This is a genomic window from Methylobacterium sp. 275MFSha3.1, assembly GCF_900108435.1.
Classification (GTDB): Bacteria; Pseudomonadota; Alphaproteobacteria; order Rhizobiales; family Beijerinckiaceae; genus Methylobacterium.
Map to the genome: position 1 here is coordinate 57,434 of NZ_FNWP01000028.1, position 26,500 is coordinate 83,933.

The following is a 26,500-nucleotide window of genomic DNA, read 5'->3' on the forward strand; positions in this document are numbered from 1 at the left end:
GACGCGCGTCCGGGCCCCGCGAATCAACCCCGCCGACAGGTCCCGGGGCGGATCCGGCCCGTTTGCCGCGGGGCTGCGCCATTCGGGCGACAGGTCCCGCCAAAACCGTCCCGGCCCGTCCCGGCCCGTCACGGCCTGTCACGGTCCGACGCGGAACCGCTCCGGCCGCGTCCCGTCGGCGTCGGTGAAGCCGTAGATCCGCGCGAGGTCGCCGGCATGCAGCACGGCGCCCGCCCGGACGGCGATACCGGGGTCGGCGGCGAGCGCCGCCAGCGCCCGGCCGGCGTAGAGCGGGCTCTCGGTGGCGTCCTGGATGTGACCGAGGTCGCGCGCCCGCTCGGTGGCGACGAAGCCCGGCGAGAGGCCGAGGGCGGTGACGCCGTGGGGCGCGAGTTCCCGGGCGAAGGCCAGGGTCAGCCGGTTGGTCGCGGCCTTGGCGGAATCGTAGAACACGTCGCCGAGGTAATCCTCGGTCCCGAAGGAGACGAGCGCCAGCAGCCCGGCCCGCGCCGCCACCATGGCGGGGGCGACCGCCCGGGCGAGCAGCAGGGCCGGCAGCGGCCCGGCCTCGAGGAGGCCGATGTACGGCTCCGCCGAGCGGCGCCAGAACGGCGTGCCCCAGCCGGCCCCGTCCGGGTAGCGCTCGCCGTCGTAGCCCTCGTTGCCGCTCCACACGCTGCAGGCCGCGACGTCGATGCGCCCGAACCGGCGCAGAGCCCAGTGCACCAGCGCGTCGGTGGCGCGCTCGGAGCGGTGGTCGCAGAGGTAGTGGTGACCGCGGCCGCCGGCGGCGTCGACCGCGCGGGCCGTATCCTCGATCGCCTCCGCGCGCATCTCGGTGCGCGGGCCGGTCTCGCTGGAGCGGGCCGTGACGATCACCGTGGCCCCCGCCTCTCCCAGCGCCCGGGCGAGCCCCCGGCCGACGCCCCGCGACGCGCCCGCGACGAGGCAGATCTTCTGGGAGAGGTCGGGCGCGCTCACGCCGAGGCGGGCTTGGCGCGGTTGAGGAAGGCGGCGAGCCGCTCCTGGGATTCGGGCGAGCGCAGCTGCGCGTCGAAGGCTTTCGCCTCAGCCTCCAGGGCCGCCTCGACCTGCGCTTGGTCGCCCCGGATCAGCGCCCGGGACGCCGTCAGCGCCCCGCGCGGCAGGGCGGCGAGGCGCGCGGCCTGCGCGATGGCCTGCTCGACCAGCATGTCTGCGGGCAGCACCGCGTTGACGAGGCCCAGCGCCTGCGCCTCGTCGGCCTCGAGCGGCCGGGACAGGAGCAGCAGCTCGGTCGCCCGGAGCCGGCCGACCCGCAGGGGCAGCAGGTAGCTCGACGCCGCCTCCGGCACGAGGCCGAGCTCGACGAAGGGCATGCGCAGGCGCGCCGCCGGGCTCGCGTAGACGAGGTCGCAGTGCAGGCAGAGGGTCGCGCCGATGCCGACCGCGATCCCGTCGACCGCCGCCACCATCGGGGTGCGGGTCCGGGCGAGCTGGCGGATGAAGGCCAGCGCCGGCGAGGAACTGAATCCATCACCGGCATGCCCCATGAAATCGGCGAGGTCGTTGCCGGCGCTGAACATGCCGGGCTGCCCGGCGAAGACCACGGCGCCGACCGCGTCCGACGCGTCGGCCTGCGCTAGGCCCGCGCGCATCGCGTCGTACATGGCGCCCGTGAGGGCGTTCTTCTTCTCGGGGCGGTTCAGGGTGATCAGGCGGACGCCGCCCGCGAGGTCGTCGATCGTGACGGGTTCGGCCATGATCCGCTCCTCAAACCGCCAGCGCCAGGGCGGCGTCGTCCGTGAAGGCGCCGCCCTCGACCACCGCCTGCTCCAGGCCGGAGGCGGCCACCAAGAGGTTCTCGGCGTAGAACCGGGCGAGCGCGATGCGGGCCGCGTGCGCCGGGTCCGTCTCGCCAGCCTTCCGGGCAGCGCTCGCGGCGAGCGCGCCCCGGGCGAGGCAGGCGGCGCCCAGCGTCAGGCCGAACAGGCGCAGGTACGGCGTCGCGCCGGCGAGCGCCGCCTCGGGGCGGTTCGAGCTCAGCGCGGCGAGCTGGTGGCTCGTCGCCCGGTCGAGGCTGCCGATCCCGTCGCGCAGCCGCGCCGCCATGTGGCCGAAGGCCGGGTCGCCGGCCTTGAGCAGTCCCTCCGCGGCGCGGCGCATCCAGGCGATCTGCGACCGCGCGGTGGCCCCGCCGTTCAGCGGCAGCTTGCGGGCGGTGAGGTCGATGGCCTGGATGCCGTTGGTCCCCTCGTAGATGCCGAGGATGCGGGCGTCGCGCATGAGCTGCGCCGCCCCGGTCTCCTCCACGAAGCCCATGCCGCCGTGGACCTGCACGCCGAGCGAGGTCACCTCGTTGGCGAGGTCCGTCGCGAACGCCTTCGCGACCGGGGTCAGCAGCGAGGCGCGGTCCAGGGCCGCCTGCCCCTCCGGTCCCTTCGACGCGTCGAGGGCCGCGGCGGTGAGGTAGCAGATGGCGCGGGCGGCGGCCGTCGAGGCCTTCATGGTGAGCAGCATGCGCTGCACGTCCGGATGGGCGGCGATCGGGCTGGTCGCCTCGGCGGCGCCCACCGCCTTGCCCTGGCGGCGCTCCTGCGCGTAGGCGAGCGCCCGCTGGGTCGCGGCCTCGGCGATTCCGACGCCCTGCAGGCCGACATTGAGCCGCGCCGCGTTCATCATCGTGAACATGCAGGCCAGACCCTTGTTCTCCTGGCCGATCAGCCAGCCGGTGGCGCCGCCGCCGTCGCCGAACGCCATCGAGCAGGTCGGCGAGGCGTGGATGCCGAGCTTGTGCTCGATGCCGGAGCAGCGCAGGTCGTTGCGGGTGCCGTCCGGCAGCACTTTCGGCACCAGGAACAGGGAGATGCCCCGCGTGCCGGCGGGCGCGTCGGGCAGGCGCGCCAGGACGAGGTGGACGATGTTGTCGGCGAGATCGTGCTCGCCGTAGGTGATGTAGATCTTGTTGCCGGTGATCCGGTAGGTGCCGTCGCCCGCCGGCACCGCCCGGGTGCGCAGCAGGGCGAGGTCGGAGCCCGCCTGCGGCTCGGTCAGGTTCATGGTGGCGGGCCATTCACCCGAGACCAGCTTCTCGAGGTAGCGCGCCTTCAGGTCGTCCGAGCCGTGGGCCGCGAGCGCCTCGATGCCGCCCTGGGTCAGGAGCGGGCAGAGGCCGAAGGCGAGGTTGGCGCCGTTCCACATCTCGGTGCAGGCGGCCTCGATCAGCTTCGGCAGGCCCTGGCCGCCGTGGTCGGCCTCGGCCGAGAGCCCGTTCCAGCCGCCCTCCGTGAAGGTGCGGTAGGCCTCGCGCCAGCCGGGCGGCGTGGTGACCTGCCCGTCCGCGAAGGGGGTGCCGTGCTGGTCGCCGACCCGGTTGAGCGGCGCGATCACGCCGGCGGCGATCCGCCCGGCCTCGGTCAGGATCGCCTCGGCGTCGTCGGGATCGACCGCGTCGAGCCCGGCCACGTGCCGCAGCGTGAAGAGCATCTCGGGGACCGGGGCGCGGTAACTCATACGATCCTCCCGTGTGGCGGCCCGCCCGCGCGTTCGATCCGGGGCGGGTTTGACCGCGCCCGCGCACCGGCGCTAGGGCGGGGCGAGGATAGGCGCGCGGGGCTCGCACCGCCATGACCTCGGAGACGGCTTCCCGCATGAACGATCCCGGGTCAACGGTCCCGGCCGCGACCCGGCGGCTCCCCGCCGACGCGGCCGGCCTCGCGGAGGCCGCCGCGCTCCTGCGGGCCGGCCGCCTCGTCGCCTTCCCCACCGAGACCGTCTACGGGCTCGGGGCGGACGCCACCGACCCCGCCGCGGTGACGGGCATCTTCGCCGCCAAGGCGCGGCCGCGCTTCAACCCGCTGATCTCGCACCTGCCCGACGCGGCGGCGGCCCTGGCGGAGGGCGTCTTCGACGCGCCGGCGCGCCGCCTCGCGGAGGCCTTCTGGCCCGGACCCCTGACCCTGGTCGTCCCGGCGCACGCGGGCACGCGGGTCTGCGACCTCGCCCGCGCCGGCCTGCCGAGCCTCGCCCTGCGGGTTCCGGCGCACCCGCTCGCGCGGGATCTCCTGGCGGAGGTCGGGCGGCCGGTCGCGGCGCCCTCGGCCAACCGGTCCGGGCGGGTGAGCCCGACCCGGGCCGTCCATGTCCTCGACGATCTCGCCGGCCGGATCGCCGCGGTGCTCGACGGCGGCGACACGCCGGTGGGCGTCGAGTCGACGGTGGTGGCCTGCCTGGGCGGCACGCCGCGGCTGCTGCGGCCCGGCGGCGTCACCCGGGCGGCGCTCCGGGCAGTGCTCGGCCTCGACCCGGCGGCGCCCGAGGCGGCGGATGCCGACCGGCCGGCAGGCCCGGGCATGCTCGCCTCGCACTACGCACCGCGGGCGCGGGTCCGGCTCGACGCGGTGCGGATCGCACCCGGCGAGGCGGTCCTGCTGTTCGGCTCGCATCTCCCGGCGGATCACGAACTCGCGCGGGCCAGTCTCAACCTGAGTCCGGCGGGCGACCCCGCGGAGGCCGCTGCCCGGCTGTTCGGCGCCCTGCGCGACCTCGACGCCTCGGGGGCCGAGACCATCGCGGTGGCGCCCATTCCCGCGGACGGCCTCGGCGAGGCGATCCGCGACCGCCTCGCCCGGGCGGCCGCGCCCCGCTGACGGCGGAGAATTTTTCGCCGGCCGCGGAACAGAGTTCGGCCTGATCCGTTTACTGATCACGAAGGCCTTCTCAGCCCCCAATGGCCTTTTTCCTTTCAGGCTCGGAGCAATCCGAGCCTTTTTTCTTGGCTTCTCAGTCTCGGGCCAGCTTGGCGGCAATGCCCGCCACGTGGCGGCCCTGGAACCGCGCGCCCTCCAGCTCGACGGCGCTCGGCTGGCGGGAGCCGTCGCCGTCCGCGATCGTGCTGGCGCCGTAGGGCGTGTTGCCCTTCACCGCCTCGACGCCCGCCTGCCCCTGGAAGCTGTAGGGCAGGCCGACCACCACCATGCCGTGGTGGAACAGCACCGTGTGGAAGCTCGTCAGCGTCGTCTCCTGGCCGCCGTGCTGCGACGCCGTGGAGGTGAAGACCGAGCCGACCTTGCCGACCAGCGCGCCCTTCATCCAGAGACCGCCGGTCTGGTCGATGAACTGCTTCATCTGCGAGGCCATGTTGCCGTAGCGGGTCGGCGTGCCGAAGATGATCGCGTCGTAGTCGGCGAGCTCGGCGACGGTCGCGACCGGCGCCGCCTGATCGAGCTTGAAGTGGCTTTGCCGGGCGACCTCCTCCGGGACCAGCTCGGGCACGCGCTTCACGACGACCTCGGCCCCCGTCTCGCGGGCGCCCTCGGCGACGGCGTAGGCCATTTGCTCCACGTGACCGTAGGTCGAGTAGTACAGCACCAGAACCTTCGCCATGGGATGGTCTCTCCTGCGTGTCGGACGGCCGACCGAATCGTCGGCCGGCGGATGGCCCCTGCATCGCGCATTTGCCGCCTTGCAAGAATGCGCCAACATGCAAGATTGATCTTGCACAGATGCAAGGTTCGGGGCGTGGCGCTCGATTGGGACGAATTCCGGTTCGTGAAGGCGGTGGCCGATCGGGGCGGCCTGACCGCGGCGGCGGCCGAACTGGGCATCAATCACTCTACGGCGTTCCGGCGCCTCGCCGCCCTGGAGGCGCGGCTCGGCGCGCGCCTGTTCGAGCGGCTGCGCACGGGCTACGTGCCGACCGCCGCCGGGCAGGCGATGATCGAGGCGGCCGGGCGCATCGATCTGGACGTGGCACGGTTCTCCCGCGCGGTGGCGGGACAGGGCGAGACACCCTCCGGCGAGTTGCGGGTGACCGCGCCGGCCGGCTTCGCCGCCGAGCTGCTGATGCCGATGCTGGCGAGCTTCGCGGAGCGTTATCCTGAGATCCGGATCGAACTCATCCTCGCCGAGGCGACCCTCAACCTGTCGCGCCGGGACGCCGACGTGGCGATCCGGATCAGCCGGGAGCCGAGCGAGACCCTGGTCGGGCGCCGCCTCGCCCTCACCGCCTGGGCGGTCTACGGCCGCGCCGACCGCGCTTACGGCGACCTGGCCCGCGAGACGTGGATCAGTCCGAGCCCGCTGGTGGCGGGGGGCTCGCTCACGCGGTTCGTGGAGGCGCGGGTGCCGTCCGACCGCGTCCGCCTGCGGATCAACGCGGTGCTGGGCCTGGAGGCGGCGGTCGAGGCCGGTCTCGGCATCGGCCCGCTCCCCTGCTTCACGGCCGACGTCAACCCGGCGCTGCGCCGCCTGTCCGGACCGCACCCGGAACTCGGGGCGGACCTGTGGATCCTGACGCATCCGGACCTGCGCCACGCGGCGCGGGTCCGGGCCTTCATGGAGCACGTCGCCGAGGCGCTGCTGCCCCTGCGGGCGCGCTTCGAGGGCCGATGACCCGCCTCAGCGGATCTCGACGACCTCGACCTCGTGGCCGTTCACCTCGACCACGTCGCCGATCGTCTTGCCCGTGATGGCGCGGGCGAGCGGTGCCACGTACGAGATCGAGCCCTTGTGCGGGTCGGCCTCGTCCTCGCCGACGATCCGGAAGGTCTGCCGAGTCTCCTTGCCGGACTCGTCCTCGCGGACCACCGTGACGGTGGAGCCGAACTGCACGGTGTCGCCGCCCCTGGGCTCCACGAGCTGCGCGGTGTTCTTCCGGGCCGCCCAGTAGCGCAGGTCGCGCCCGATGCGGGAATCCTCCGCCTTGTCGGCGGGGTCCAGCGAGGCGACCTCCTTCTCGAGACGCGCGACTTCGGCCTCGATCTGCGCGAGCCCCTCCGGCGTGACGAAGTTCGTGTGCGGCGAGATCGGCCGGTCCGGCAGATTCTCGAACGCTTCCCCACCCTCGGGCTCTTTGACGAATGCGACGCTCATGAAGACGCCAACACGCGAGGTACGGCAAAGGTTCCCGCGCGACGGCGGTTCGGCCGGCCCGGCGTTTTCGCCGTGGCGCGACACGGGCACCGCTCGCTAGACTCTCCTGCGATACATCCGGAGCCGTCGATGTCGACCCTGTCCGCCGCCGAGGCCGTCGCCGCCAACCGCCAGGCCTGGGATGCCTCCGCGCCGCTGCACCGGAGCGACCCGTCTTGGGACCGGCTGACGCAGAACTTCGCGCGGGATCCCGGCTTCTCCTGCTTCGACCCGCCGATGGAGGCGGCCCTGCGGGCGATCGGCCTCGCCGGGACCTCCGTCGCGCAGCTCTGCTGCAACAACGGGCGGGAGACGGTGTCGCTGATGAATCTCGGCGCCCGGTCGGCGACCGGGTTCGACCAGTCGGAGGCGTTCCTCGCCCAGGCCAGGGACCTCGCCGGCATCGCCGGGCGCGACTGCGGCTTCGTCGCGGGCGACGTGCATGCGATCGACGCGGAGCACGACGGTGCCTACGACCTCGCGGTGATCACCATCGGCGTGCTGGGCTGGATGCCCGACCTGCCGCGCTTCCTCGCCGTGGCGGCGCGCCTCCTGCACCCGGGCGGCCGGATCCTCATCCACGAGGAGCACCCCGTCGTGAACATGTTCGAGCCGCGGGCGGAGCAGCCGCTCCTGGTCCGGCACTCCTATTTCCGCACGGCGCCGTTCGTGGGCGAGGACGCCATCGTGTACGGCGACGGGCCGGCCCCGCGGGTCGGACCGCATTACTGGTTCGCCCATCCCGTCGGGATGCTGATCGAGAGTCTGATCGGTGCGGGCCTCGCGATCGAGCGGTTTCGGGAGTTTCCGGACAACATCAGCAGCACGGCCTGCGACGTGCTCGCCGCCGACCGGCTCCTGCCGATGAGCTACCTGCTCCAGGCCCGGAAAGCCGCCTGACGGGCGCCGGACCTACGCCACCGTCACGACGGTCCGGCCTCGGACCTTGCCGGCCAGGATCTCCTCGCCGAGCCGGCCGACCTCTTCCAGGCGGACCTTGCTGGTCATGGCGGCGAGCTTGGCCAGATCGAGCTCCCGGGCGAGGCGGGCCCAGGCCTCGCGCCGCTTCTTCTGCGGGGTGGTGACGCTGTTGATGCCGAGCAGCGAGACGCCGCGGAGGATGAACGGCGCCACCGAGGTCGGCAGGTCCATGCCCTGCGCCAGCCCGCAGGCCGCGACGGCGCCGTCCGCCCGGGTCATGGCGAGGACGTTGGCGAGGGTCGTGGAGCCCACGGCGTCGACGCCGGCGGCCCAGCGCTCCTTGCCCAGCGGCTTGCCGGGCTTCGACAGTTCGGCCCGGTCGAGGATCTCGGCGGCGCCGAGCCCCTTCAGGTAATCGGCCTCGCCGTCCCGGCCCGTGGAGGCGATCACGTGCCAGCCCGCCCGGGCGAGGAGCGCCACCGCGACGGAGCCGACGCCGCCCGAGGCGCCGGTGACGATGACCGGGCCGTGCTCGGGCTTCACGCCGTGGGCGTCCAGCGCCATGCAGCACAGCATCGCCGTGTAGCCGGCGGTGCCCACCGCCATGGCCTGCTCGGCGGTGAGGCCCTGGGGCAGCGGAACCAGCCAGTCGCCCCGGACCCGGGCGCGCTGCGCGTAGGCGCCGAGATGCGTCTCGCCGACGCCCCAGCCGGTGAGCACGACCGCGTCGCCCGGCCTGTACTCCGGATGGTCCGAGGCCTCGACGATCCCGGAGAAGTCGATGCCGGGGATCATCGGGAAGCGGCGCACCACCGGCGACTTGCCGGTGAGCGCGAGGCCGTCCTTGTAGTTCAGGGTCGAGTGCGTCACCCGCACGGTGACGTCGCCGTCCATCAGGTCGGCGTCGTCGAAATCCCGGAAGGCGAGGCTCTGGCCGGCCTCGTTCTTCTCGACCACCCAGGCCTTGAACGTCCCCATCGTCACCTCCCGTGCTGCGCGGTGAGGTGTGGCCGGGACGCCCGGAATCAAGGCGACGGCGGTCGTTACCGGCTCAGTATCCGTCGTACCGGCTGCCCGTGTAGAAGCCGAGACCGACGCCGATATCCGAGGAGCTGGCCCCGGTGATGCCGAGGGCGTCCGGGATCGAGCCGACGAGCGGGCCGCCGTAGGCCGCGGGCCGATAGCCGTAACCGCCGCCGATCGGCGCCCAGCCGGCCCGGGCGGGCGCGACGAGGACGCGGCGGCTGACGCTGGCATACTCCGGCGGGATCGTCTCGGGGATCGTCTGCGCCGGGCGGATCAGCACGGTCCGGGTGCGGACGGCGAAGCGCGGCGGCGTGGTCACCCAGCAGCCGATCAGCTCGCCGCCAGGGCCACGGCTGGTCTGCCAGTAGCGGCCGCCGGGCGAGACCATCACGCGCTCCGACACCGTGTCGTAGACCGGCGGCGTGGTGCGATAGACCGTGCGGGGCGGGCGCACCAGCACGTTCTCCTGCACGGTGTCGTAGACCGGCGGCGTGACGACGCGGCGATAGCATTCGGAGCCGTAGCAGCCGCCGGCCTGGGCGGGTGCGGCGAGGAGCACGCCGCCGAGGGCGGCGGCGAGGAGAGCGGTGCGAGCGACCGGCGCGGTCATGGAAGTCCTCTGATACGCATTACTACGAGACGCGGCGCGGACGCGGCGCTCGTCTCGACGTACCAGAGGCCAGACTCGTTGCCCGGCGCGCAAGCATTATCGGGAACGAAGGTAAAATTAACCCTTGGTTTCGACTGCTTAGGCGTCGCCTACCTAGGTAGGATTGTTCGGATCTTCGACAGTCTCTCTTATGAGACCGGATCCGACCCGGGTCAGGTCTGGCCGGCCCGGAGCTGGTAGAAGATGTGCCGGCCGATCACGTCCATCTTGCGCAGGCGGCGGGCCCAGCCCGGACGCACGTAGTCGGCGTGGTAGTGGGTCGCGGCGCCGACCTCCGCGAGGTAGGTCCGGCCCTCGATCACCGAGCGGGCGATGCGGGTGGCGCTCTCCCAGGCGCCGGCATCAGTGATGCGCAGCGACTTGCCCTCGCAGGCGAAGGAGAACTGGCACCCCATGTAGTGGTGCCGGTTCTGGTAGACGACGCCGCAGACGCTCGCCGGGTAGAGGCCGCTCTTCACCCGGTTGAGCACCACCTGGGCGACGGCGGCTTGGCCGGCCTCGGGCTCGCTCCGGGCCTCGAAATAGACCGCCTCGGAGAGGCAGCGCTGCTCCTTGTCGAGGGCGTTCGGATCGATCAGGTCGGCGTAGCGCCGGCGCGCGTCCTCGGGCACCGGCTGGGCGCTGTCGGGGCGCTCGGTGCGGATCGCGAAATCGGGGAGCGCGAGGCTCGCCGCGGCGATCTCGACGGGGATGGCGTCGGCGGGTGCCGGCGTCGTGGAGGACAGCGCGATGGCCCGCGGCACCGGCGGGGTCGAGCCGTCGAAGCGCTCGGGGCCGCCATCCTCGGTGAGGTCGGCCGTCCCCGCGCCCGTGGAGGCGGCGGTGCCGCTGCCGGTGGTGAGGCCGAGATCTGGCACGGGGACGAAGGCGGCCTCCGGCTCGGATTCCGGGTCCCAGATCGCGGAGCCCTGCGTCAGCACGCCGGTGACGCTCCCGGTAACGTCGCCGAACACCAGGGCGCCGCCCGCCTCGCGCAGGTTCGCGGCCCGGCGCGCGAAGCTCTCGGCCGGCGGCCGGGCGGGGTCGCCCTTGCCGGCCCGCTGCACGACCGGGAAAACGTGCGCGCCGGTCTTGAAGGTCGCCTGGGGCGGCTCGTCGCCGAGGCGGCGGAGGGCCGATCCGATCAGCAGGGTGCCGGGCGGCAGCGGCGGGACCGTGTCGGCATCGATCACCCCGAGCCGGCTCGCCCCGATGGCGTTCTCTGTCCCGGCATCGGCGGTGAACGACACCAGCAGGCCCAGACCGACCATCCATGGCGTCAGGGCCGCCGAGAGCCAGCGCAGGCTCGATTCCCGTCCTCGTCTCGTGCCCACGACGCCAGACCCGCACTCACGCACCCGAACCGGCCCGATCCTCCCCGTTTCCAGGGTGTTTCTGCGGCCGCGCCGAATTTATCGCGCGGTATGGTTGAGCTGCCGTTAAGGCCGGACGGTCGCGCGCGTCTCGATACGGTTTCGGGGTTGCAGTCGACACTGCCCGGCCCGTCATCACGAGCGCAGCGAAGTGACCCAGGGCAGCGGGACGTCTTCCAGCGTGGCGCGACACTGGGTTGCTTCGCTGCGCTCGCAAAGACGGCGTTCGAGTTGGTGAGGGGACACGGCCGGACAAAGGCAGGCCGGAACGAGAAAGGGCGGCCCGAAGGCCGCCCTCTCCCAACTCAGTCCTGCCGACGGCCTCACTCGGCGGCGGCGGGCGGAAGCTCCTCGACCGGCATGGCGCCGCTCTCGGCCTGCTTCTGCTGCAGGATCATCGCGTCGCGGCGGCGGGCGATGGAGCGGATATCCGCCACCATCGAGCCCGTGCCCGCCGGGATCAGCGACCCGACGATGACGTTCTCCTTCAGGCCTTCCAGGGTGTCGACCTTGCCGTTGACCGCCGCCTCGGTGAGGACGCGGGTGGTCTCCTGGAACGAGGCCGCCGAGATGAACGACTTGGTCTGCAGCGACGCCTTGGTGATGCCGAGCAGGACCGGGACGCCCTGGATCGGCTTCTTGCCCTCGGCGAGCAGCTTCTCGTTGAAGTCGGTCAGCTCCGTCCGGTCGATCTGGTCACCCGAGAGGATGTCCGAGTCGCCGCCGTCGGTCACTTCGACCTTCTGCAGCATCTGACGGACGATCACCTCGATGTGCTTGTCGTTGATCGACACGCCCTGCAGCCGGTAGACCTCCTGGATCTCGTTGACGAGGTAGGCCGCGAGTTCCTCCACGCCCTTGATCGCCAGGATGTCGTGCGGGGCCGGGTTTCCGTCGACGATGTAATCGCCGAGCTCGACCACGTCCCCGTCCTGCAGGTGGATGTGCTTGCCCTTCGGGATCAGGTACTCGACCGCCTCCGAGCCGTCATGCGGCGTCAGCGTGAGCCGACGCTTGTTCTTGTAGTCGCGGCCGAACGCGATGGTGCCCGACTTCTCGGCGATGATCGCCGCGTCCTTCGGGCGCCGGGCCTCGAACAGCTCCGCCACCCGCGGCAGACCGCCGGTGATGTCGCGGGTCTTGGCCGAGTCAGTCGAGACGCGGGCGAGAATGTCGCCGGCATTCACCTTCGCGCCGGGATCGAAGCCGATGATGGCGTCGACCGGAAGGAAGTAGCGGGCGTCCGAGCCGCGGGGCAGCTTGAGCGCCTTGCCGTCCCGATCGACCACGACCATCGCGGGCTTGAGGTCAGAGGTCCGGGCCGAGCCGCGCCAGTCGACGACGACGCGCTTGGCGATGCCGGTCGACTCGTCGGTGGTCTCGGTCATGGACTGGCCGTCGACCAGGTCCTCGTAGGCCACGATGCCGTCCACCTCGGTGAGGATCGGACGGGTGTAGGGATCCCACTCGGCGATCCGCTGCCCGCGCTTGATCTTGTCACCCTCATCGACCCGGAGCTTGGCGCCGTACTGCAGGCGGTGGACCGCCCGCTCGACCCCGTCCGACCCGACGACCACCACCGCCACGTTGCGGCCGGTGGCGATCAGATCGCCATCGGAGTTCTTGGCGATCGCGCGGTTGCGGATCTTGATCGTGCCCTCGAAGCTCGACTCGATGAACGACGAGTCGGCGATCTGGGCCGCACCGCCGATGTGGAAGGTGCGCATCGTGAGCTGCGTGCCCGGCTCGCCGATCGACTGCGCCGCGATGACGCCGACGGCCTCGCCCATGTTGACGGGCGTGCCGCGCGCGAGGTCGCGCCCGTAACAGGTGGCGCAGACGCCGCTCTTGGTGGCGCAGACCAGCACCGAGCGGATCTTCACCTCCTGGATGCCGGCGGCGTTGATCGCCGGCAGGTGCCGCTCCTCGATGGTCTCGCCGGTCTTGACGATCACCGTGCCGTCCGCGGCCACCAGATCCTCGGCCGTGGCGCGGCCCAGGATGCGGGTGGCGAGCGTCGCCACGACCTGGCCGGCATCCACGATGGCGCGCATCTTGATGCCGTTGGTCGTGCCGCAATCGACCTCGCGGATGACGGCGTCCTGGGCCACGTCGACGAGGCGGCGGGTCAGGTAGCCGGAATTCGCGGTCTTCAGGGCGGTGTCGGCCAGGCCCTTACGGGCACCGTGCGTGGAGTTGAAGTACTCCAGAACGTCCAGGCCTTCCTTGAAGTTCGAGATGATCGGGGTCTCGATGATCTCGCCCGACGGCTTGGCCATGAGGCCGCGCATCGCCGCGAGCTGCTTCATCTGGGCAGGCGAGCCGCGGGCACCCGAGTGGCTCATCATGTAGATCGAGTTGACCTGCTTGTCGGCCCCGTGCTCGTCCTTCTGGACGGCCGAGATCCGGCCCATCATCTCGGCGGCCAGCTTGTCCGAGCACTTGGCCCAGGCATCGACGACCTTGTTGTACTTCTCGCCCTGGGTGATCAGGCCGTCGTTGTACTGCTGCTCGTAATCCTTCACGAGCGCGCGGGTCGTGTCGACGATCGACCACTTGTTCTCCGGCACGACCATGTCGTCCTTGCCGAACGAGATGCCGGCCTTGAACGCGTGGTTGAAGCCGAGCGCCATGATCCGGTCGCAGAAGATCACCGACTCCTTCTGACCGCAGTGGCGGTAGACGGTGTCGATCATCGCCGAGATCTCCTTCTTGGTCATCAGCTTGTTGACGACGTCGAAGGGCACCTTGGCGTGCTTCGGCAGGGCGCCGGAGAGGATCACGCGGCCGGGGGTGGTCTCGTAGGTCTTGGTCAGGGGCTCACCGTCCGGGCCGATACCGGTCCAGCGCCACTTGATCTTCGAGTGCAGCGACACGGCCTTGGCGGCGAGAGCGTGCTCCAGCTCGCCCATGTCGCCGTAGACGCCCTGCATCGGGTTCTTGGTGTTGCCCGGCTTGAACTCGCCCGGCGCGCCCTCGGCCACGATCGACAGGTAGTAGAGGCCGAGAACGATGTCCTGCGACGGCACGATGATCGGCTGACCGTTGGCCGGGTGCAGGATGTTGTTCGTCGACATCATGAGGACGCGCGCTTCCAGCTGCGCCTCGAGCGACAGCGGGACGTGCACGGCCATCTGGTCGCCGTCGAAGTCGGCGTTGAACGCGGCGCAGACCAGCGGGTGCAGCTGGATCGCCTTGCCCTCGATCAGCTTCGGCTCGAAGGCCTGGATGCCGAGGCGGTGCAGAGTCGGCGCGCGGTTCAGCATCACCGGGTGCTCGCGGATCACCTCATCGAGGATGTCCCAGACCTCCGGCTTCTCCTTCTCCACGAGCTTCTTGGCCTGCTTGACGGTGGCCGAGAAACCCTTGGCGTCGAGGCGCGCGTAGATGAACGGCTTGAACAGCTCCAAAGCCATCTTCTTGGGCAGGCCGCACTGGTGCAGCTTCAGCTCCGGACCGACCACGATGACCGAGCGGCCCGAGTAGTCGACGCGCTTGCCGAGCAGGTTCTGGCGGAACCGGCCCTGCTTGCCCTTCAGCATGTCGGCGAGCGACTTCAGCGGGCGCTTGTTGGCGCCCGTGATGACGCGGCCGCGGCGGCCGTTGTCGAACAGGGCGTCGACCGCCTCCTGCAGCATCCGCTTCTCGTTGCGGATGATGATGTCGGGCGCGCGCAGCTCGATCAGCCGCTTCAGGCGATTGTTGCGGTTGATGACGCGGCGGTACAGGTCGTTGAGGTCGGAGGTCGCGAAGCGGCCGCCGTCCAGCGGGACCAGCGGGCGCAGGTCCGGCGGGATCACCGGCACGACCGTGAGGATCATCCATTCCGGCTTGTTGCCGGACATCTGGAAGGCCTCGATGATCTTGAGCCGCTTCAGGAGCTTCTTGGGCTTCAGCTCCGAGGTGGTGACGGCGATCTCCTCGCGCAGATCGTTGGCGATCTTGTCGAGGTCGAGTTCCTGCAGGATGCGCCGGATGGCCTCGGCGCCGATCATGGCGGTGAACGAGTCCTCGCCGTACTCCTCCTGCGCGCGCAGGTACTCCTCCTCCGACAGGAGCTGACGCTCCTTCAGGGGGGTGAGGCCCGGCTCGATGACGCAGTACGACTCGAAGTACAGGATCCGCTCGAGGTCCTTGAGCGCCATGTCGAGCAGCAGGCCGATGCGCGACGGCAGTGACTTCAGGAACCAGATATGCGCGACGGGGGCGGCCAGCTCGATGTGGCCCATGCGGTCGCGCCGGACACGCGCGAGGGTGACCTCGACGCCGCACTTCTCGCAGATGACGCCCTTGTACTTCATGCGCTTGTACTTGCCGCACAAGCACTCGTAGTCCTTGATCGGCCCGAAGATGCGCGCGCAGAACAGGCCGTCGCGCTCGGGCTTGAAGGTCCGGTAGTTGATGGTCTCGGGCTTCTTGATCTCGCCGTACGACCAGGAGAGGATCTTCTCCGGGGACGAGATCGAGATCTTGATCTGATCGAAGCTGACCGGCTGGGCCTGCTGGTTGAAAAGGTTCATGACCTCTTGGTTCATGATCCGCTCCTTGTTGACGCCGGCAGCCCCGCGCCGGGCCACCGCGTCCTGAAAAAGATCCGGCGCCGCGCCCCGCGCGGGCGCTGCTCACCGTCGTCGAACCCCGGAAGGCCCCTCCCCTTCCCGCTCGACCGTGGCGGCGGGCAACCGCCGCCACGGGAGGTGTGGTCTCTCTCTTACTCGGCCGCGTCCGCCGGCGGCTCCAGCTGGTCGTTGGCGGCCTTCTTGGAGGACGTCAGCTCGACGTTGAGGCCGAGCGAGCGCATCTCCTTGACGAGCACGTTGAACGACTCGGGGATGCCGGCCTCGAACGTGTCGTCGCCGCGGACGATCGCCTCGTAGACCTTGGTGCGGCCGGCCACGTCGTCCGACTTCACCGTCAGCATCTCCTGCAGCGTGTAGGCCGCGCCGTAGGCTTCCAGCGCCCAGACCTCCATCTCGCCGAAGCGCTGGCCGCCGAACTGCGCCTTGCCGCCCAGCGGCTGCTGGGTGACGAGCGAGTAGGGGCCGATCGAGCGCGCGTGGATCTTATCGTCCACGAGATGGTGGAGCTTCAGCATGTAGATGTAGCCCATCGTCACCTTGCGGTCGAAGGGCTCGCCGGTCCGCCCGTCGTAGAGCGTCGACTGCGCCGAGCGGTCGAGACCGGCCATCTCCAGCATCTGCTCGATGTCGGCCTCCTTGGCGCCGTTGAAGACCGGCGTGGCCATCGGCACGCCGCGGCGGACGTTGTTGCCGGCCTCGGCCAGCTCCTCGTCCGTCAGGCCGTCGAGCTCGCCCGGGGAGTAGATCGCCTTCATCTCCTCCCGCAGCGGCGCAATGTCCTGCGACTTCAGATAGGCATCCACCGCCTTCGACACCTTGCGACCCAGGCCCGCAGCCGCCCAGCCGAGGTGCGTCTCCAGGATCTGGCCGACGTTCATGCGCGAGGGCACGCCCAGCGGGTTGAGCACGATGTCGGCATGCGTCCCGTCTTCCAGGAACGGCATGTCCTCGATCGGCACGATCCGCGACACGACACCCTTGTTGCCGTGACGGCCGGCCATCTTGTCGCCCGGCTGGATCTTGCGCTTCACCGCCACGAAGACCTTGACCATCTTCATGACGCCGGGGGGCAGCTCGTCGCCGCGCTGCAGCTTCTCGACCTTGTCGAGGAAGCGCTGCTCGAGGCGCTTCTTCGACTCGTCGTACTGCTTCTGCATCGCCTCCATCTCGGTCATGAGACGGTCCTCGATGACGGCGAACTGCCACCACTGCGAGCGCGGGTAATCGTTGATCAGCTCGCGGGTGAGCGTGGTGTCCTTCCGGAAGCCCTTCGGGCCGGCCACCGGCGCCTGACCGATCAGCACGTCCGCGAGGCGGGCGTAGGTGTTGCGGTCGAGGATCGCCTGCTCGTCGTCGCGGTCCTTGGCGAGGCGCTCGATCTCCTCGCGCTCGATCGCCTGGGCGCGCTCGTCCTTGTCGACGCCGTGGCGGTTGAACACGCGGACTTCCACGATGGTCCCGGTGACGCCCGGCGGCACCCGCAGGGAGGTGTCGCGCACGTCCGAGGCCTTCTCGCCGAAGATGGCGCGGAGCAGCTTCTCCTCCGGCGTCATCGGGCTCTCGCCCTTCGGGGTGATCTTGCCGACGAGGATGTCGCCGGCGTTCACCTCGGCACCGATGTAGACGATGCCGGCCTCGTCGAGGTTCTTGAGCGCTTCCTCGGAGACGTTCGGGATGTCGCGGGTGATCTCCTCCGGCCCGAGCTTGGTGTCGCGGGCCATCACCTCGAACTCCTCGATGTGGATCGAGGTGAACACGTCATCCTTCACGATCCGCTCGGAGAGCAGGATCGAGTCCTCGAAGTTGTAGCCGTTCCACGGCATGAACGCGACGAGCACGTTCCGGCCGAGGGCCAACTCGCCGAACTCGGTCGAGGGACCGTCGGCGATGATCTCGCCCTTCTTGACGAACTCGCCGACGCGGACCAGCGGCTTCTGCGTGATGCAGGTCGACTGGTTGGAGCGCTGGAACTTCTGCAGCCGGTAGATGTCGACGCCCGGCTTGTTGGCGTCGGCCTCCTCGGTGGCGCGGATGACGATGCGGGTGGCGTCCACCTGGTCGACGATGCCGGCCCGGCGGGCCGCGATGGCGGCGCCGGAATCCCGGGCGACCACCGCCTCCATGCCGGTGCCCACGAACGGGGCGTCGGCGCGGACCAGCGGCACCGCCTGGCGCTGCATGTTCGAGCCCATGAGCGCGCGGTTGGCGTCGTCGTTCTCGAGGAACGGGATCAGCGCCGCGGCCACCGAGACGAGCTGCTTCGGCGACACGTCCATGAGGTCGACGCGCTCGGGACCGACGACGATCACCTCGCCGGCCCGGCGGCAGACCACGAGGTCCTCCGTGAGCTTGCGGGCCTCGTCCATCTGGGCGTTCGCCTGGGCGACGTAGTACTTCGCCTCCTCCATGGCCGAGAGGTAGGCGACCTCGTCGGTGACCACGCCGTCGCGCACGCGCCGGAACGGGGTCTCGATGAAGCCGTACTTGTTCACCCGCGCGAAGGTGGCGAGCGAGTTGATCAGGCCGATGTTCGGGCCTTCCGGCGTCTCGATCGGGCAGATGCGGCCGTAGTGCGTCGGGTGCACGTCGCGCACCTCGAAGCCGGCGCGCTCGCGGGTCAGACCGCCCGGGCCCAGCGCCGAGAGGCGGCGCTTGTGCGTCACCTCGGAGAGCGGGTTGGTCTGGTCCATGAACTGCGACAGCTGCGACGAGCCGAAGAACTCGCGCACGGCCGCGGCCGCGGGCTTCGCGTTGATCAGGTCCTGCGGCATGACCGTGTCGATGTCGACCTGGCTCATGCGCTCGCGGATGGCGCGCTCCATGCGCAGAAGGCCCAGGCGGTACTGGTTCTCCATGAGCTCGCCCACCGAGCGGACGCGGCGGTTGCCGAGGTGGTCGATGTCGTCGACCTCGCCCTTGCCGTCGCGCAGCTCCACGAGCGCCTTGACCACCGCCAGCATGTCCTCCTTGCGGAGGGTGCGCACGGTGTCGGCGGCGTCGAGGTCGAGGCGCATGTTCATCTTCACGCGGCCGACCGCCGAGAGGTCGTAGCGCTCGGAATCGAAGAACAGCGAGTGGAACATCGCCTCGGCGGTCTCGAGGGTCGGCGGCTCGCCCGGGCGCATGACCCGGTAGATGTCGAACAGCGCGCCCTCGCGGTTGGAGTTCTTGTCCACCGCCAGCGTGTTGCGGATGTAGGGGCCGATGTTGACGTGGTCGATGTCGAGCACCGGCAGCTCGGTGATCCCGACCTCCTCCAGGCTCTTCAGGAGCTTGTCGGTGACCTCCTCGCCGGCCTCGGCCCAGATCTCGCCGGTCTGCACGTTGACGAGGTCCTCGGCGACGTACTGGCCGACGAGATCCTCGTCGGTCGCCTTGAGGAACTTGGTGCCCTTCTCGGTGATCTGGCGGGCGTTGCGGGCATTCAGCTTCTTGCCGGCCTCGAGCACGACCTCGCCGGAATCGGCGTCGATCAAGTCGACGGTCGCCTTCATGCCCTTCATGCGCTCGGCGTCGAACGGCACGCGCCAGTCGGCGCCGTCCCGGTCGTAGACGACCTTGTTGTAGAAGGTCGACAGGATCTCCTCGCCGTCGAGACCCAGGGCGTAGAGCAGCGACGTCGCCGGCAGCTTGCGCTTCCGGTCGATGCGGACGTGCACGATGTCCTTGGCGTCGAACTCGACGTCGAGCCAGGAGCCCCGGTACGGGATGATGCGGGCGGCGAACAGGAGCTTGCCCGAGGAGTGGGTCTTGCCCTTGTCGTGGTCGAAGAACACGCCCGGCGAGCGGTGCATCTGCGAGACGATGACGCGCTCGGTGCCGTTGACGATGAAGGTGCCGTTCTCCGTCATCAGGGGCATGTCGCCCATGTAGACGTCCTGCTCCTTGATGTCCTTGACGGACTTCGCCTGGGTGTCCGGATCGACGTCGAACACGATGAGGCGCAGCGTGACCTTCAGCGGGGCCGCGAAGGTGATGCCGCGCTGGCGGCACTCGTCCACGTCGTACTTCGGGGCCTCGAAGGTGTAGCGCACGAACTCGAGCAGCGCCGTGGAGGCGAAGTCGGAGATCGGGAACACCGACTTGAACACGCTCTGCAGCCCCTCGTCGGCGCGCCCGCCCTCGGGCTCGTCGACCATCAGGAACTGGTCGTAGGACGCCTTCTGAACCTCGATGAGGTTCGGCATCTCGGCAACTTCCTTGATCTTGCCGAAGAACTTCCGAATGCGCTTGCGACCGACCAGCGTGTTGGCCATGTGACCTCGCTCCTACCCGCGTGCCTCGCGCCCGGGGAAGCGTTCCCGAAAGGGACCTCCCGCACCGGGCCGTGACGCGCGCCCCGCCGAGCCGCGCCACCGAACCGAATCTCTTGCCGGTCCCGTTCCAGGACCATCCGCCGAAGCGGCCTAAAGCCCGCGGGCGCTGACCCGCGGGCTCCGGTCACGACAGGCTCGCGCGGAGCCTTCGTGGGGTGATGGGCCGGGACCGGCCCATCGTCGACTTACTTGAGCTCGACCTTGGCGCCGGCCTTCTCGAGCTGGGCCTTGAGCTTCTCGGCCTCGTCCTTGGCAACGCCTTCCTTGATCGGCTTCGGCGCGCCCTCGACCAGGTCCTTGGCCTCCTTGAGGCCGAGGCCGGTGATCGCGCGGACCTCCTTGATGACCTCGATCTTCTTGTCGCCGGCGGAGGCGAGGACGACCGTGAACTCGGTCTGCTCCTCGGCAGCGGCGGCGGCGCCACCGGCGGCCGGGCCGGCGGCCACGGCGACGGCAGCGGCGGCCGAGACGCCCCACTTCTCCTCGAGCATCTTGGCCAGGTCAGCGGCCTCGAGCACGGTCAGCGAGGACAGGTCGTCGACGAGCTTGGCGAGATCAGCCATTTTGAATTCCTCTCAGATATCGGTTTGAACGGATGGATTTTGAAGGGCCTCAGGCGGCCTCGTCCTTGTTGGCATAGGCCCCGAACACGCGGGCGAGCTTCGCCGCCGGCGCGTTGACGACCTGAGCGATCTTGGTCGCGGGCGCCTGCACGAGGCCCACGATCTTGGCGCGCAGTTCGTCGAGGGACGGGAGCGAGGCGAGCGCCTTCACGCCGTCCGGGTTCAGGGCGGTCTTCCCCATCGCGCCGCCGAGGATCACGAGCTTGTCGTTGACCTTGGCGAAATCGACCGCGACCTTCGCGGCAGCGACCGGATCGCCGGAATAGGCGAGCAGGGTCGGGCCCTTCAGGAGCGGCTTGATGGAGGCGACGTCCGTGCCATCGAGTGCGATGCCGGCGAGGCTGTTCTTGGCGACCTTCACGGTGGCGCCGGCCTGCTTCATCTGCGCGCGCAGCTTCTGCATGTCGGCGACCGTGAGGCCCTTGTAGTGGGCCACGACGACGACGGCGCTCTGATTGAACACGCCGTTGAGCGTCGAGACGAGATCAGCTTTAGCTGTCCGGTCCACTGGGCTCTCTCCGGTTGGCGGAACCCGGTCTCGGGTCCGCCGGTTGCACATGCCGCCCGGACGTGGTCTCGGCCTTCAGGAAGACCGGGAACGTCCGAACGACGCTTCGCGGCCCTGTCCCCGCGCGTGCCCCTTCGGGCCGCCTCGGGCGAGTTGGTTCAAACCGACACCCCTCCGCGGCCGGGGCCGGGGCGAGGCGTTTAGAATTCGGTCTTCCCCGTCTGTGCAGGCTGGCGGATTAAGCCGGCGAACCGGCACCTGCAGTCTCGGACAGGACATGGCCGGACAAGGCTCCGCGGGACTCGTCGCCCCTGGGATCCTTCCGGCCAGTGCCACCCGGTTGCCCGGGCGACATTTCGAGCGGAAACCGGCCGATCGGCCGCTCTCCTTCCGTGAGGATGAAATGCGTGAGGCGCGGTGTATAGAGCCTAGCAAGCCGCCTGCCAAGGGCCGGAGCGCGACTTTTCCGCCGCAGGCAAGGACTTGCGCGGGTACCCTGCCGCTGCTGCATCTCTCGGGGCCCGTCCCGGGATCCCCGGCTAGGCCGCCTCGCGCTCCGGCACCAGCTTGCGCCGCGCGGTCTCCCACCAGCTGCGGTCGCGGGCGGCCTTCGCCTCCGCGGCCTTCGCGGCGTAGAACGAGGCGTTGTGCTCGCCGCGCAGGGCCTCGCGGGTGAAGCGGATCAGGTGGTGGGCCACGAAGCCCATGTTGAACACCGCCTCGATCTGCCCGCGCTTCAGCGCGTAGCCGGCCGCGCTCCAGAACGGCCTGCGGTAGTCGGAGAAGATCCCGACGCGGGTGATGATGTTGAAGCCCAGGATGAGGCCGCGGCGCAGGTTGGTGAACGTGAGCTTGCCGGCCGTCGGCGTGGTGATGCGGTTCGGGTAGGTCACCGCGCACTGGTGCTTGAAGCGCTCGAAGATCTTCTCCGGCTCGTAGGCGTGCGCGATCGCCCGGCGCCAGCTGCTCACCACCGAATCGTGGGGGCGCTTGAACAGGACGTTCGACTCGAGGCTGGCGTCGTGGAGGAGCCGGCCCTCGCGCTCCAGCCGGTCCCAGAGCGGGGTCTTGGGCAGGGCCTGGAGCAGGTTGATGGTCAGGACCGGGATCGCCGAGCGGTCGATGAAGTCGATCAGATTCTGCTCGGATTTGTCGGTGTCGCTGTCGAGGCCCAGGATGATGCCGGAGGTCACCTCGAGCCCGTAGGAATTGAGGGTCTCGATCGCCTCGTACATCGGCACGGCGGCGTTGTGGGTCTTGTCGATGCCCTTGAGGGCGTCCGCCTCCGGGGTCTCGATCCCGACGAACACCGTCATGAAGTTGGCCTGCCGCATCAGCTCCAGGATCTCGGGCTGCTTGGCCATGTTCAGCGTCGCCTCGCAGGCGAACTGGAGCGGGTAGTTGTTCCGCTTCTGCCATTCCACGAGGTGCGGCAGCATCTCGCGGGTCGCCTTGCGGTTGCCGATGAAGTTGTCGTCGACGAAGTAGACCACCGCCGGGTGGCCCGGCTGTCTGACGATGGCGTCGAGCTCGGCGCACATCTGCTCCGGGCTCTTCAGGCGCGGCTGGCGGCCGTAGAGCTGCGGGATGTCGCAGAACTCGCAGCGGTAGGGGCAGCCCGAGGAGAATTGCAGGGAGCCGATCAGGTAGCGCTTGAGCGGCGCCGCCTCGTAGGCCGGTGCCGGGAAGTCCGCGAGCGGGAGGCGATCCTTGGTCTCCAGCACCACCTGGGCGGGCGGCGGCGTGAGGTCCGCGTCGAGGCGGGCGACGAGCTGGTCGGTGGCGTCGCCGATCTCGCCGATATGGAGGTAGTCGAAGTCGCCGTACTTCTCAGGCGCGCCCGAGACCGAGGGGCCGCCCAGCACGGTCACCTTCCCGGCCGCGCGGGCGCGGTCGCGGATATCGTGGATCTGCGGCTCCTGGATGTGCATCCCGGAGACGAAGACCGCGTCGGCCCAGGCGAAGTCGGCCGGGCCCGCGCGGCGGATATTCTCATCGATGAACCGGCATTCCCAAGCCTCCGGCATGTAGGCCGCGATCAGCAGCAGCCCCTGCGGCGGCATGAACGCCTTCACCCCGCCCATCAGCGGGTAGGCGTGGGAGAATGTCCCGAAGGACGGCGTGTAGGCGGGAAAGACGCACAGGATGCGTCGCTTGGAGGTGACCGTCAGGGTGCATCGCATGCCGGCCTATCTAGCACAGCCGCGGCCGTTGGCGCCCCCCTCGGCGGTTAAGAATGGCGTGAGGGACGCAGGTTCGGGCCGGCCCATCGCGGCTTGTCTTCCTGTCGCGTCACCGACCATATTCCGCGCCTGCCTCGCGCCCTGGACAGGCCTGCGTCGGAGACAGGTCCAAGACAGGGACGAGGACCGATCCCGCTCCCGCGAACGCAGAGCGCCCGGCCGTTCCCGGCCGGGCGCTCCGCAGCGTCGACGATTCGTCCCGCCTCAGGCGGTCAGGACCGTGTTCGGCTCGACCTTCACGCCCGGGCCCATCGTCGAGGTGACGGCGATGCGCTGGACGTAGGTGCCCTTGGCGCCCGCGGGCTTCGCCTTGGCGACGGCGTCCGCGAAGGCCTTAATGTTCTCGACGAGCTTGTCGGCGTCGAACGAGACCTTGCCGACGCCGGCATGGACGATGCCGGCCTTCTCGACGCGGAACTCGACCGAGCCGCCCTTGGCGCCGGCGACGGCGCCCTTCACGTCCATGGTGACGGTGCCGACCTTCGGGTTCGGCATCAGGCCGCGCGGGCCCAGCACCTTACCGAGACGACCGACCAGCGGCATCATGTCGGGGGTCGCGATGCAGCGATCGAACTCGATCTTGCCGCTCTGCACGATCTCGAGGAGATCCTCGGCGCCGACGATGTCGGCACCCGCGGCCTTGGCGTCGTCCGCCTTGGCGCCGCGGGCGAAGACCGCCACGCGCACCGTCCGGCCGGAGCCGTTCGGCAGGTTGCAGACGCCGCGGACCATCTGGTCGGCGTGGCGGGGATCGACGCCGAGGTTCATCGAGACCTCGACGGTCTCGTCGAACTTCGCGGTCGCCCGCTCCTTGACCAGCTTGATCGCCTCGTCGAGCGCGTAGAGCTTGGTCGCCTCGATGCCCTCGCGGGCGGCGCGGATGCGCTTGCCTTCCTTAGCCATGCTGCCCTCCCTTACGCGACGACTTCGAGGCCCATGGCCCGCGCGGAGCCACGGATCATCGCGACGGCCGACTCGACCGTGTCGCAGTTGAGGTCGGGCATCTTCTTCTCGGCGATCTCACGAAGCTGCGCCTCGGTGATCTTGCCGACGGTCGGGCCCTTGCCCGGGGTCTTGGAGCCGGAGGCCGGCTTCTTGCCGAGCTTCAGGCCGACGGCCTTCTTCAGGAAGAAGGTGACCGGGGGCTGCTTCATCTCGAAGGTGAAGGAGCGGTCCTGATACGCGGTGATGATCACCGGGATCGGGGTGCCCTTCTCCATCTGCGCGGTCTTCGCGTTGAAGGCCTTGCAGAATTCCATGATGTTGAGGCCGCGCTGACCGAGCGCGGGGCCGATCGGCGGCGACGGGTTGGCGGCGCCGGCCGGGACCTGAAGCTTCACGTAGCCCGTGATCTTCTTCGCCATGGGACTGCTCCCAATGAAAATCCGCCCCCGTGCGGCCTGAAGCGCGGCGGGTCGGACGGTTGCAGGTCGCGGTGCGAGCCGTGGATCCCGGAGGCGAAGCCGGGCGGTTCTCCCGCGGATGGTGCCGCATCCGCGAACGGGATGCGGCGGCTTCGCGGCCGCCGCTCAGCGAGGGCCGGGAAAGATGGGCGGCCGGACGGCCGCCGGACTCAGGAGGCTCAGGCCTTCTCGACCTGGGCGTATTCGAGCTCGACCGGCGTGGCGCGGCCGAAGATCGACACGGCCACCTTGAGGCGGGAGCGGGCGTCGTCGATCTCCTCGACGGTGCCGTTGAAGCTGGCGAACGGGCCGTCGGCGACCCGGACGGTCTCGCCGATCTCGAAGGAGATCGAGGGCTTCGGCCGGTCGACGCCCTCGGCGACCTGGCCCTTGATCCGCTCGGCCTCGGCGTCCGGGATCGGCACCGGCTTCGACTTGTCGGCCCCGAGGAAGCCCGTGACCTTCGGGGTGTTCTTGATCAGGTGGTAGACCTCGTCGGTGAGGTCGCACTTAACCAGCACGTAGCCAGGGAAGAACTTGCGCTCGGCGTCGACCTTCCGGCCGCGGCGGACCTCCACGACCTTCTCGGTCGGGACCATCACCTCGTCGAACAGCTCGGTCAGCCCGCGCTGGGCCGCCTGGTCCTTGATGGACTGGGCAACCTTGTTCTCGAAGTTCGAGTAGGCGTGGACGATGTACCAGCGCTTCGACACGGTTCCGTTCAACTCCGACAAGTCCCCGGGGTCACCCCCGATCGGCGGCGAGCCGCCCCCAGACGCCCAGGATTTCTCAGACGCCCAGGATCAGGCCGACCAAGAAGCGCAGGGCCTGATCCACGACCGTGAAGAACAGGCTCGCGGCGACGACCATCACGAACACCATGATGGTCGTGATCGTGGTCTCCCGGCGGGTCGGCCACGTGACCTTGCGGGCCTCGTCGCGCACCTGGGCGAAGAACTCGCCCGGCGTGGCGCGCTTCTGCGGCGCGCGGGCGGGGGTCGCGGGCCGGGCGGGCGGCGGATTCGCGGGACCGCGGGCCGCGCCGCGCACCAGGTCCACCTTCTTGGTCGCTTCGTTCGATGCCATGGCGCCAGTGTCTGTGCGTGTTCGGCCCCGAGGCAGAGACCGCATCCGGGAATGCGAATGTCGGCGCCGAGGACCCGGATGGGCCCGCACCGACGGTCGCTTCAGATCTCGGATTGCGCCCGCTCTAGCGCAACTCCCCCGGCTTGTCGACCGGGCCGCCGCGCGGGATTGGGCTGAATGTCTGGCAGGAGTGGAGGGACTCGAACCCGCAACCTCCGGTTTTGGAGACCGGCGCTCTGACCAGTTGAGCTACACTCCTAGCGCACCGCCCAATGCCCCATCGCGGCGCGGCTTGCAAGGGGTCGCTTGCGGGAAGCGGGCGGGAAGCGGCGCCGACAGGACCCCGCCCGCCCGAAACGACGACGCCGGCCCCCGTCGAGACGGGAGCCGGCGTTGGAGAGGCGGGGCGGCGCGCGGCGCCGCCCCGGATCGATCGTCAGTCGTTGATGGCGGCAACGACGCCGGCGCCGACGGTGCGGCCACCCTCGCGGATGGCGAAGCGCAGCTTCTCCTCCATGGCCACCGGCACGATCAGCGCCACGTCCATGGTCACGTTGTCGCCCGGCATCACCATCTCGGTGCCCTCCGGCAGCGTGCAGATCCCGGTCACGTCCGTGGTCCGGAAGTAGAACTGCGGCCGGTAGTTGGTGAAGAACGGCGTGTGGCGGCCGCCCTCCTCCTTGGTCAGGATGTACGCCTCGGCCTTGAACTTCGAGTGCGGCTTCACCGAACCCGGCTTGCACACGACCTGGCCGCGCTCCACGTCCTCGCGCTTCGTGCCGCGCAGCAGCACGCCGACGTTGTCGCCCGCCTGCCCCTGGTCGAGCAGCTTGCGGAACATCTCCACGCCCGTCACCGTCGTCTTGGTGGTCGCCCGGATG

General features: G+C 70.0%; 21 protein-coding genes and 1 tRNA gene. 3 read left to right on the plus strand and 19 right to left on the minus strand.

Annotated features, from left to right (window positions below; translation table 11 throughout):
- Positions 1–138: 138 nt before the first annotated feature.
- Genes BLW78_RS26100 through BLW78_RS26110 form a run of 3 tightly spaced genes read right to left on the minus strand, consistent with a single transcriptional unit; the run spans position 139 to position 3,492 of the window.
- A complete protein-coding gene (locus BLW78_RS26100) occupies positions 139–981 on the minus strand; it encodes an SDR family NAD(P)-dependent oxidoreductase (RefSeq protein WP_091683020.1) in 843 nt (280 codons plus the stop codon).
- The gene (locus BLW78_RS26105) at positions 978–1,742 is read right to left on the minus strand and encodes an enoyl-CoA hydratase-related protein (protein WP_091683022.1); all 765 of its coding nucleotides are present in this window, start codon (positions 1,740–1,742) and stop codon (positions 978–980) included. The genes BLW78_RS26100 and BLW78_RS26105 overlap by 4 nt, the downstream gene beginning before the upstream one ends.
- A gap of 10 nt (positions 1,743–1,752) precedes the next feature.
- Positions 1,753–3,492 carry an acyl-CoA dehydrogenase family protein gene (locus BLW78_RS26110; RefSeq protein ID WP_091683023.1) on the minus strand — a complete coding sequence of 580 codons (1,740 nt, stop codon included), beginning with the start codon at positions 3,490–3,492 and terminating at the stop codon, positions 1,753–1,755.
- A 137-nt stretch (positions 3,493–3,629) separates the two neighbouring features.
- On the opposite strand from BLW78_RS26110, the gene BLW78_RS26115 reads away from it, so the two are divergent.
- Positions 3,630–4,628, plus strand: coding sequence for an L-threonylcarbamoyladenylate synthase (locus BLW78_RS26115; protein ID WP_091683042.1), 999 nt, complete (start codon positions 3,630–3,632; stop codon positions 4,626–4,628).
- Positions 4,629–4,761: 133 nt separating this feature from the next.
- Here the strand turns inward: BLW78_RS26115 and wrbA are convergent, their stop codons facing one another.
- Complete coding sequence (wrbA, locus tag BLW78_RS26120) at positions 4,762–5,364, minus strand: NAD(P)H:quinone oxidoreductase (RefSeq protein WP_091683025.1); 603 nt, start codon at positions 5,362–5,364, stop codon at positions 4,762–4,764.
- A gap of 135 nt (positions 5,365–5,499) precedes the next feature.
- Here wrbA and BLW78_RS26125 point away from each other — a divergent pair, with 135 nt between their 5' ends.
- On the plus strand, positions 5,500–6,372 hold the full coding sequence (locus BLW78_RS26125; RefSeq protein WP_091683026.1) for a LysR family transcriptional regulator: 873 nt from the start codon (positions 5,500–5,502) through the stop codon (positions 6,370–6,372).
- Between the two features lie 6 nt (positions 6,373–6,378).
- Here the strand turns inward: BLW78_RS26125 and greA are convergent, their stop codons facing one another.
- Positions 6,379–6,852, minus strand: a complete 474-nt coding sequence (greA, locus tag BLW78_RS26130) for a transcription elongation factor GreA (RefSeq protein ID WP_020096234.1) — start codon at positions 6,850–6,852, stop codon at positions 6,379–6,381.
- Positions 6,853–6,981: 129 nt separating this feature from the next.
- Here greA and BLW78_RS26135 point away from each other — a divergent pair, with 129 nt between their 5' ends.
- Entirely contained in the window at positions 6,982–7,791 is an 810-nt protein-coding gene (locus tag BLW78_RS26135; RefSeq protein ID WP_091683028.1) for a class I SAM-dependent methyltransferase, read from the plus strand.
- A gap of 12 nt (positions 7,792–7,803) precedes the next feature.
- On the opposite strand, the gene BLW78_RS26140 is transcribed toward BLW78_RS26135, so the two are convergent.
- From BLW78_RS26140 to BLW78_RS26205, 14 genes are all read right to left on the minus strand, one after another.
- Entirely contained in the window at positions 7,804–8,790 is a 987-nt protein-coding gene (locus tag BLW78_RS26140; protein WP_091683030.1) for an acrylyl-CoA reductase (NADPH), read from the minus strand.
- 73 nt (positions 8,791–8,863) lie between these two features.
- Positions 8,864–9,448: a hypothetical protein gene (locus BLW78_RS26145; protein ID WP_020096231.1), complete on the minus strand. Its 585-nt coding sequence runs from the start codon at positions 9,446–9,448 to the stop codon at positions 8,864–8,866.
- A gap of 212 nt (positions 9,449–9,660) precedes the next feature.
- Entirely contained in the window at positions 9,661–10,758 is a 1,098-nt protein-coding gene (locus tag BLW78_RS26150) for a cell wall hydrolase (protein ID WP_056526330.1), read from the minus strand.
- Between the two features lie 425 nt (positions 10,759–11,183).
- On the minus strand, positions 11,184–15,395 hold the full coding sequence (rpoC, locus tag BLW78_RS26155) for a DNA-directed RNA polymerase subunit beta' (RefSeq protein ID WP_026605423.1): 4,212 nt from the start codon (positions 15,393–15,395) through the stop codon (positions 11,184–11,186).
- A gap of 176 nt (positions 15,396–15,571) precedes the next feature.
- Positions 15,572–19,696 carry a DNA-directed RNA polymerase subunit beta gene (gene rpoB / locus BLW78_RS26160; protein WP_091683031.1) on the minus strand — a complete coding sequence of 1,375 codons (4,125 nt, stop codon included), beginning with the start codon at positions 19,694–19,696 and terminating at the stop codon, positions 15,572–15,574.
- A gap of 245 nt (positions 19,697–19,941) precedes the next feature.
- Positions 19,942–20,319, minus strand: coding sequence for a 50S ribosomal protein L7/L12 (rplL, locus tag BLW78_RS26165; RefSeq protein ID WP_020096227.1), 378 nt, complete (start codon positions 20,317–20,319; stop codon positions 19,942–19,944).
- A 49-nt stretch (positions 20,320–20,368) separates the two neighbouring features.
- Positions 20,369–20,887: a 50S ribosomal protein L10 gene (gene rplJ / locus BLW78_RS26170; protein WP_026605422.1), complete on the minus strand. Its 519-nt coding sequence runs from the start codon at positions 20,885–20,887 to the stop codon at positions 20,369–20,371.
- A 539-nt stretch (positions 20,888–21,426) separates the two neighbouring features.
- Positions 21,427–23,070, minus strand: coding sequence for a B12-binding domain-containing radical SAM protein (locus BLW78_RS26175; RefSeq protein WP_091683033.1), 1,644 nt, complete (start codon positions 23,068–23,070; stop codon positions 21,427–21,429).
- A gap of 264 nt (positions 23,071–23,334) precedes the next feature.
- Positions 23,335–24,033 (minus strand): 50S ribosomal protein L1, encoded by a 699-nt coding sequence (gene rplA, locus BLW78_RS26180; RefSeq protein WP_020096224.1) that lies wholly within the window; start codon positions 24,031–24,033, stop codon positions 23,335–23,337.
- A gap of 11 nt (positions 24,034–24,044) precedes the next feature.
- On the minus strand, positions 24,045–24,494 hold the full coding sequence (rplK, locus tag BLW78_RS26185; protein ID WP_010686899.1) for a 50S ribosomal protein L11: 450 nt from the start codon (positions 24,492–24,494) through the stop codon (positions 24,045–24,047).
- A 218-nt stretch (positions 24,495–24,712) separates the two neighbouring features.
- Complete coding sequence (gene nusG, locus BLW78_RS26190; RefSeq protein ID WP_012320778.1) at positions 24,713–25,246, minus strand: transcription termination/antitermination protein NusG; 534 nt, start codon at positions 25,244–25,246, stop codon at positions 24,713–24,715.
- Between the two features lie 76 nt (positions 25,247–25,322).
- A complete protein-coding gene (secE, locus tag BLW78_RS26195; RefSeq protein ID WP_020096222.1) occupies positions 25,323–25,619 on the minus strand; it encodes a preprotein translocase subunit SecE in 297 nt (98 codons plus the stop codon).
- A 182-nt stretch (positions 25,620–25,801) separates the two neighbouring features.
- A tRNA-Trp gene (locus BLW78_RS26200) sits at positions 25,802–25,878 on the minus strand.
- Between the two features lie 177 nt (positions 25,879–26,055).
- The coding region (locus BLW78_RS26205) for an EF-Tu C-terminal domain-related protein (RefSeq protein ID WP_244526977.1) at positions 26,056–26,500 on the minus strand (445 nt) is incomplete at its 5' end.

What these genes read in the sequence shown, in the direction of transcription:
- secE (WP_020096222.1), bottom strand. Translation starts at nt 25,619, where the DNA reads ATGGCATCGAACGAAGCGACCAAGAAGGTGGACCTGGTGCGCGGCGCG.
- BLW78_RS26145 (WP_020096231.1), bottom strand. Translation starts at nt 9,448, where the DNA reads ATGACCGCGCCGGTCGCTCGCACCGCTCTCCTCGCCGCCGCCCTCGGC.
- BLW78_RS26175 (WP_091683033.1), bottom strand. Translation starts at nt 23,070, where the DNA reads ATGCGATGCACCCTGACGGTCACCTCCAAGCGACGCATCCTGTGCGTC.
- BLW78_RS26150 (WP_056526330.1), bottom strand. Translation starts at nt 10,758, where the DNA reads ATGGTCGGTCTGGGCCTGCTGGTGTCGTTCACCGCCGATGCCGGGACA.
- BLW78_RS26110 (WP_091683023.1), bottom strand. Translation starts at nt 3,492, where the DNA reads ATGAGTTACCGCGCCCCGGTCCCCGAGATGCTCTTCACGCTGCGGCAC.
- greA (WP_020096234.1), bottom strand. Translation starts at nt 6,852, where the DNA reads ATGAGCGTCGCATTCGTCAAAGAGCCCGAGGGTGGGGAAGCGTTCGAG.
- wrbA (WP_091683025.1), bottom strand. Translation starts at nt 5,364, where the DNA reads ATGGCGAAGGTTCTGGTGCTGTACTACTCGACCTACGGTCACGTGGAG.
- BLW78_RS26140 (WP_091683030.1), bottom strand. Translation starts at nt 8,790, where the DNA reads ATGGGGACGTTCAAGGCCTGGGTGGTCGAGAAGAACGAGGCCGGCCAG.
- rpoB (WP_091683031.1), bottom strand. Translation starts at nt 19,696, where the DNA reads ATGGCCAACACGCTGGTCGGTCGCAAGCGCATTCGGAAGTTCTTCGGC.
- rplL (WP_020096227.1), bottom strand. Translation starts at nt 20,319, where the DNA reads ATGGCTGATCTCGCCAAGCTCGTCGACGACCTGTCCTCGCTGACCGTG.
- BLW78_RS26115 (WP_091683042.1), top strand. Translation starts at nt 3,630, where the DNA reads ATGAACGATCCCGGGTCAACGGTCCCGGCCGCGACCCGGCGGCTCCCC.
- BLW78_RS26135 (WP_091683028.1), top strand. Translation starts at nt 6,982, where the DNA reads ATGTCGACCCTGTCCGCCGCCGAGGCCGTCGCCGCCAACCGCCAGGCC.
- rplK (WP_010686899.1), bottom strand. Translation starts at nt 24,494, where the DNA reads ATGGCGAAGAAGATCACGGGCTACGTGAAGCTTCAGGTCCCGGCCGGC.
- BLW78_RS26105 (WP_091683022.1), bottom strand. Translation starts at nt 1,742, where the DNA reads ATGGCCGAACCCGTCACGATCGACGACCTCGCGGGCGGCGTCCGCCTG.
- rplA (WP_020096224.1), bottom strand. Translation starts at nt 24,033, where the DNA reads ATGGCTAAGGAAGGCAAGCGCATCCGCGCCGCCCGCGAGGGCATCGAG.
- rpoC (WP_026605423.1), bottom strand. Translation starts at nt 15,395, where the DNA reads ATGAACCAAGAGGTCATGAACCTTTTCAACCAGCAGGCCCAGCCGGTC.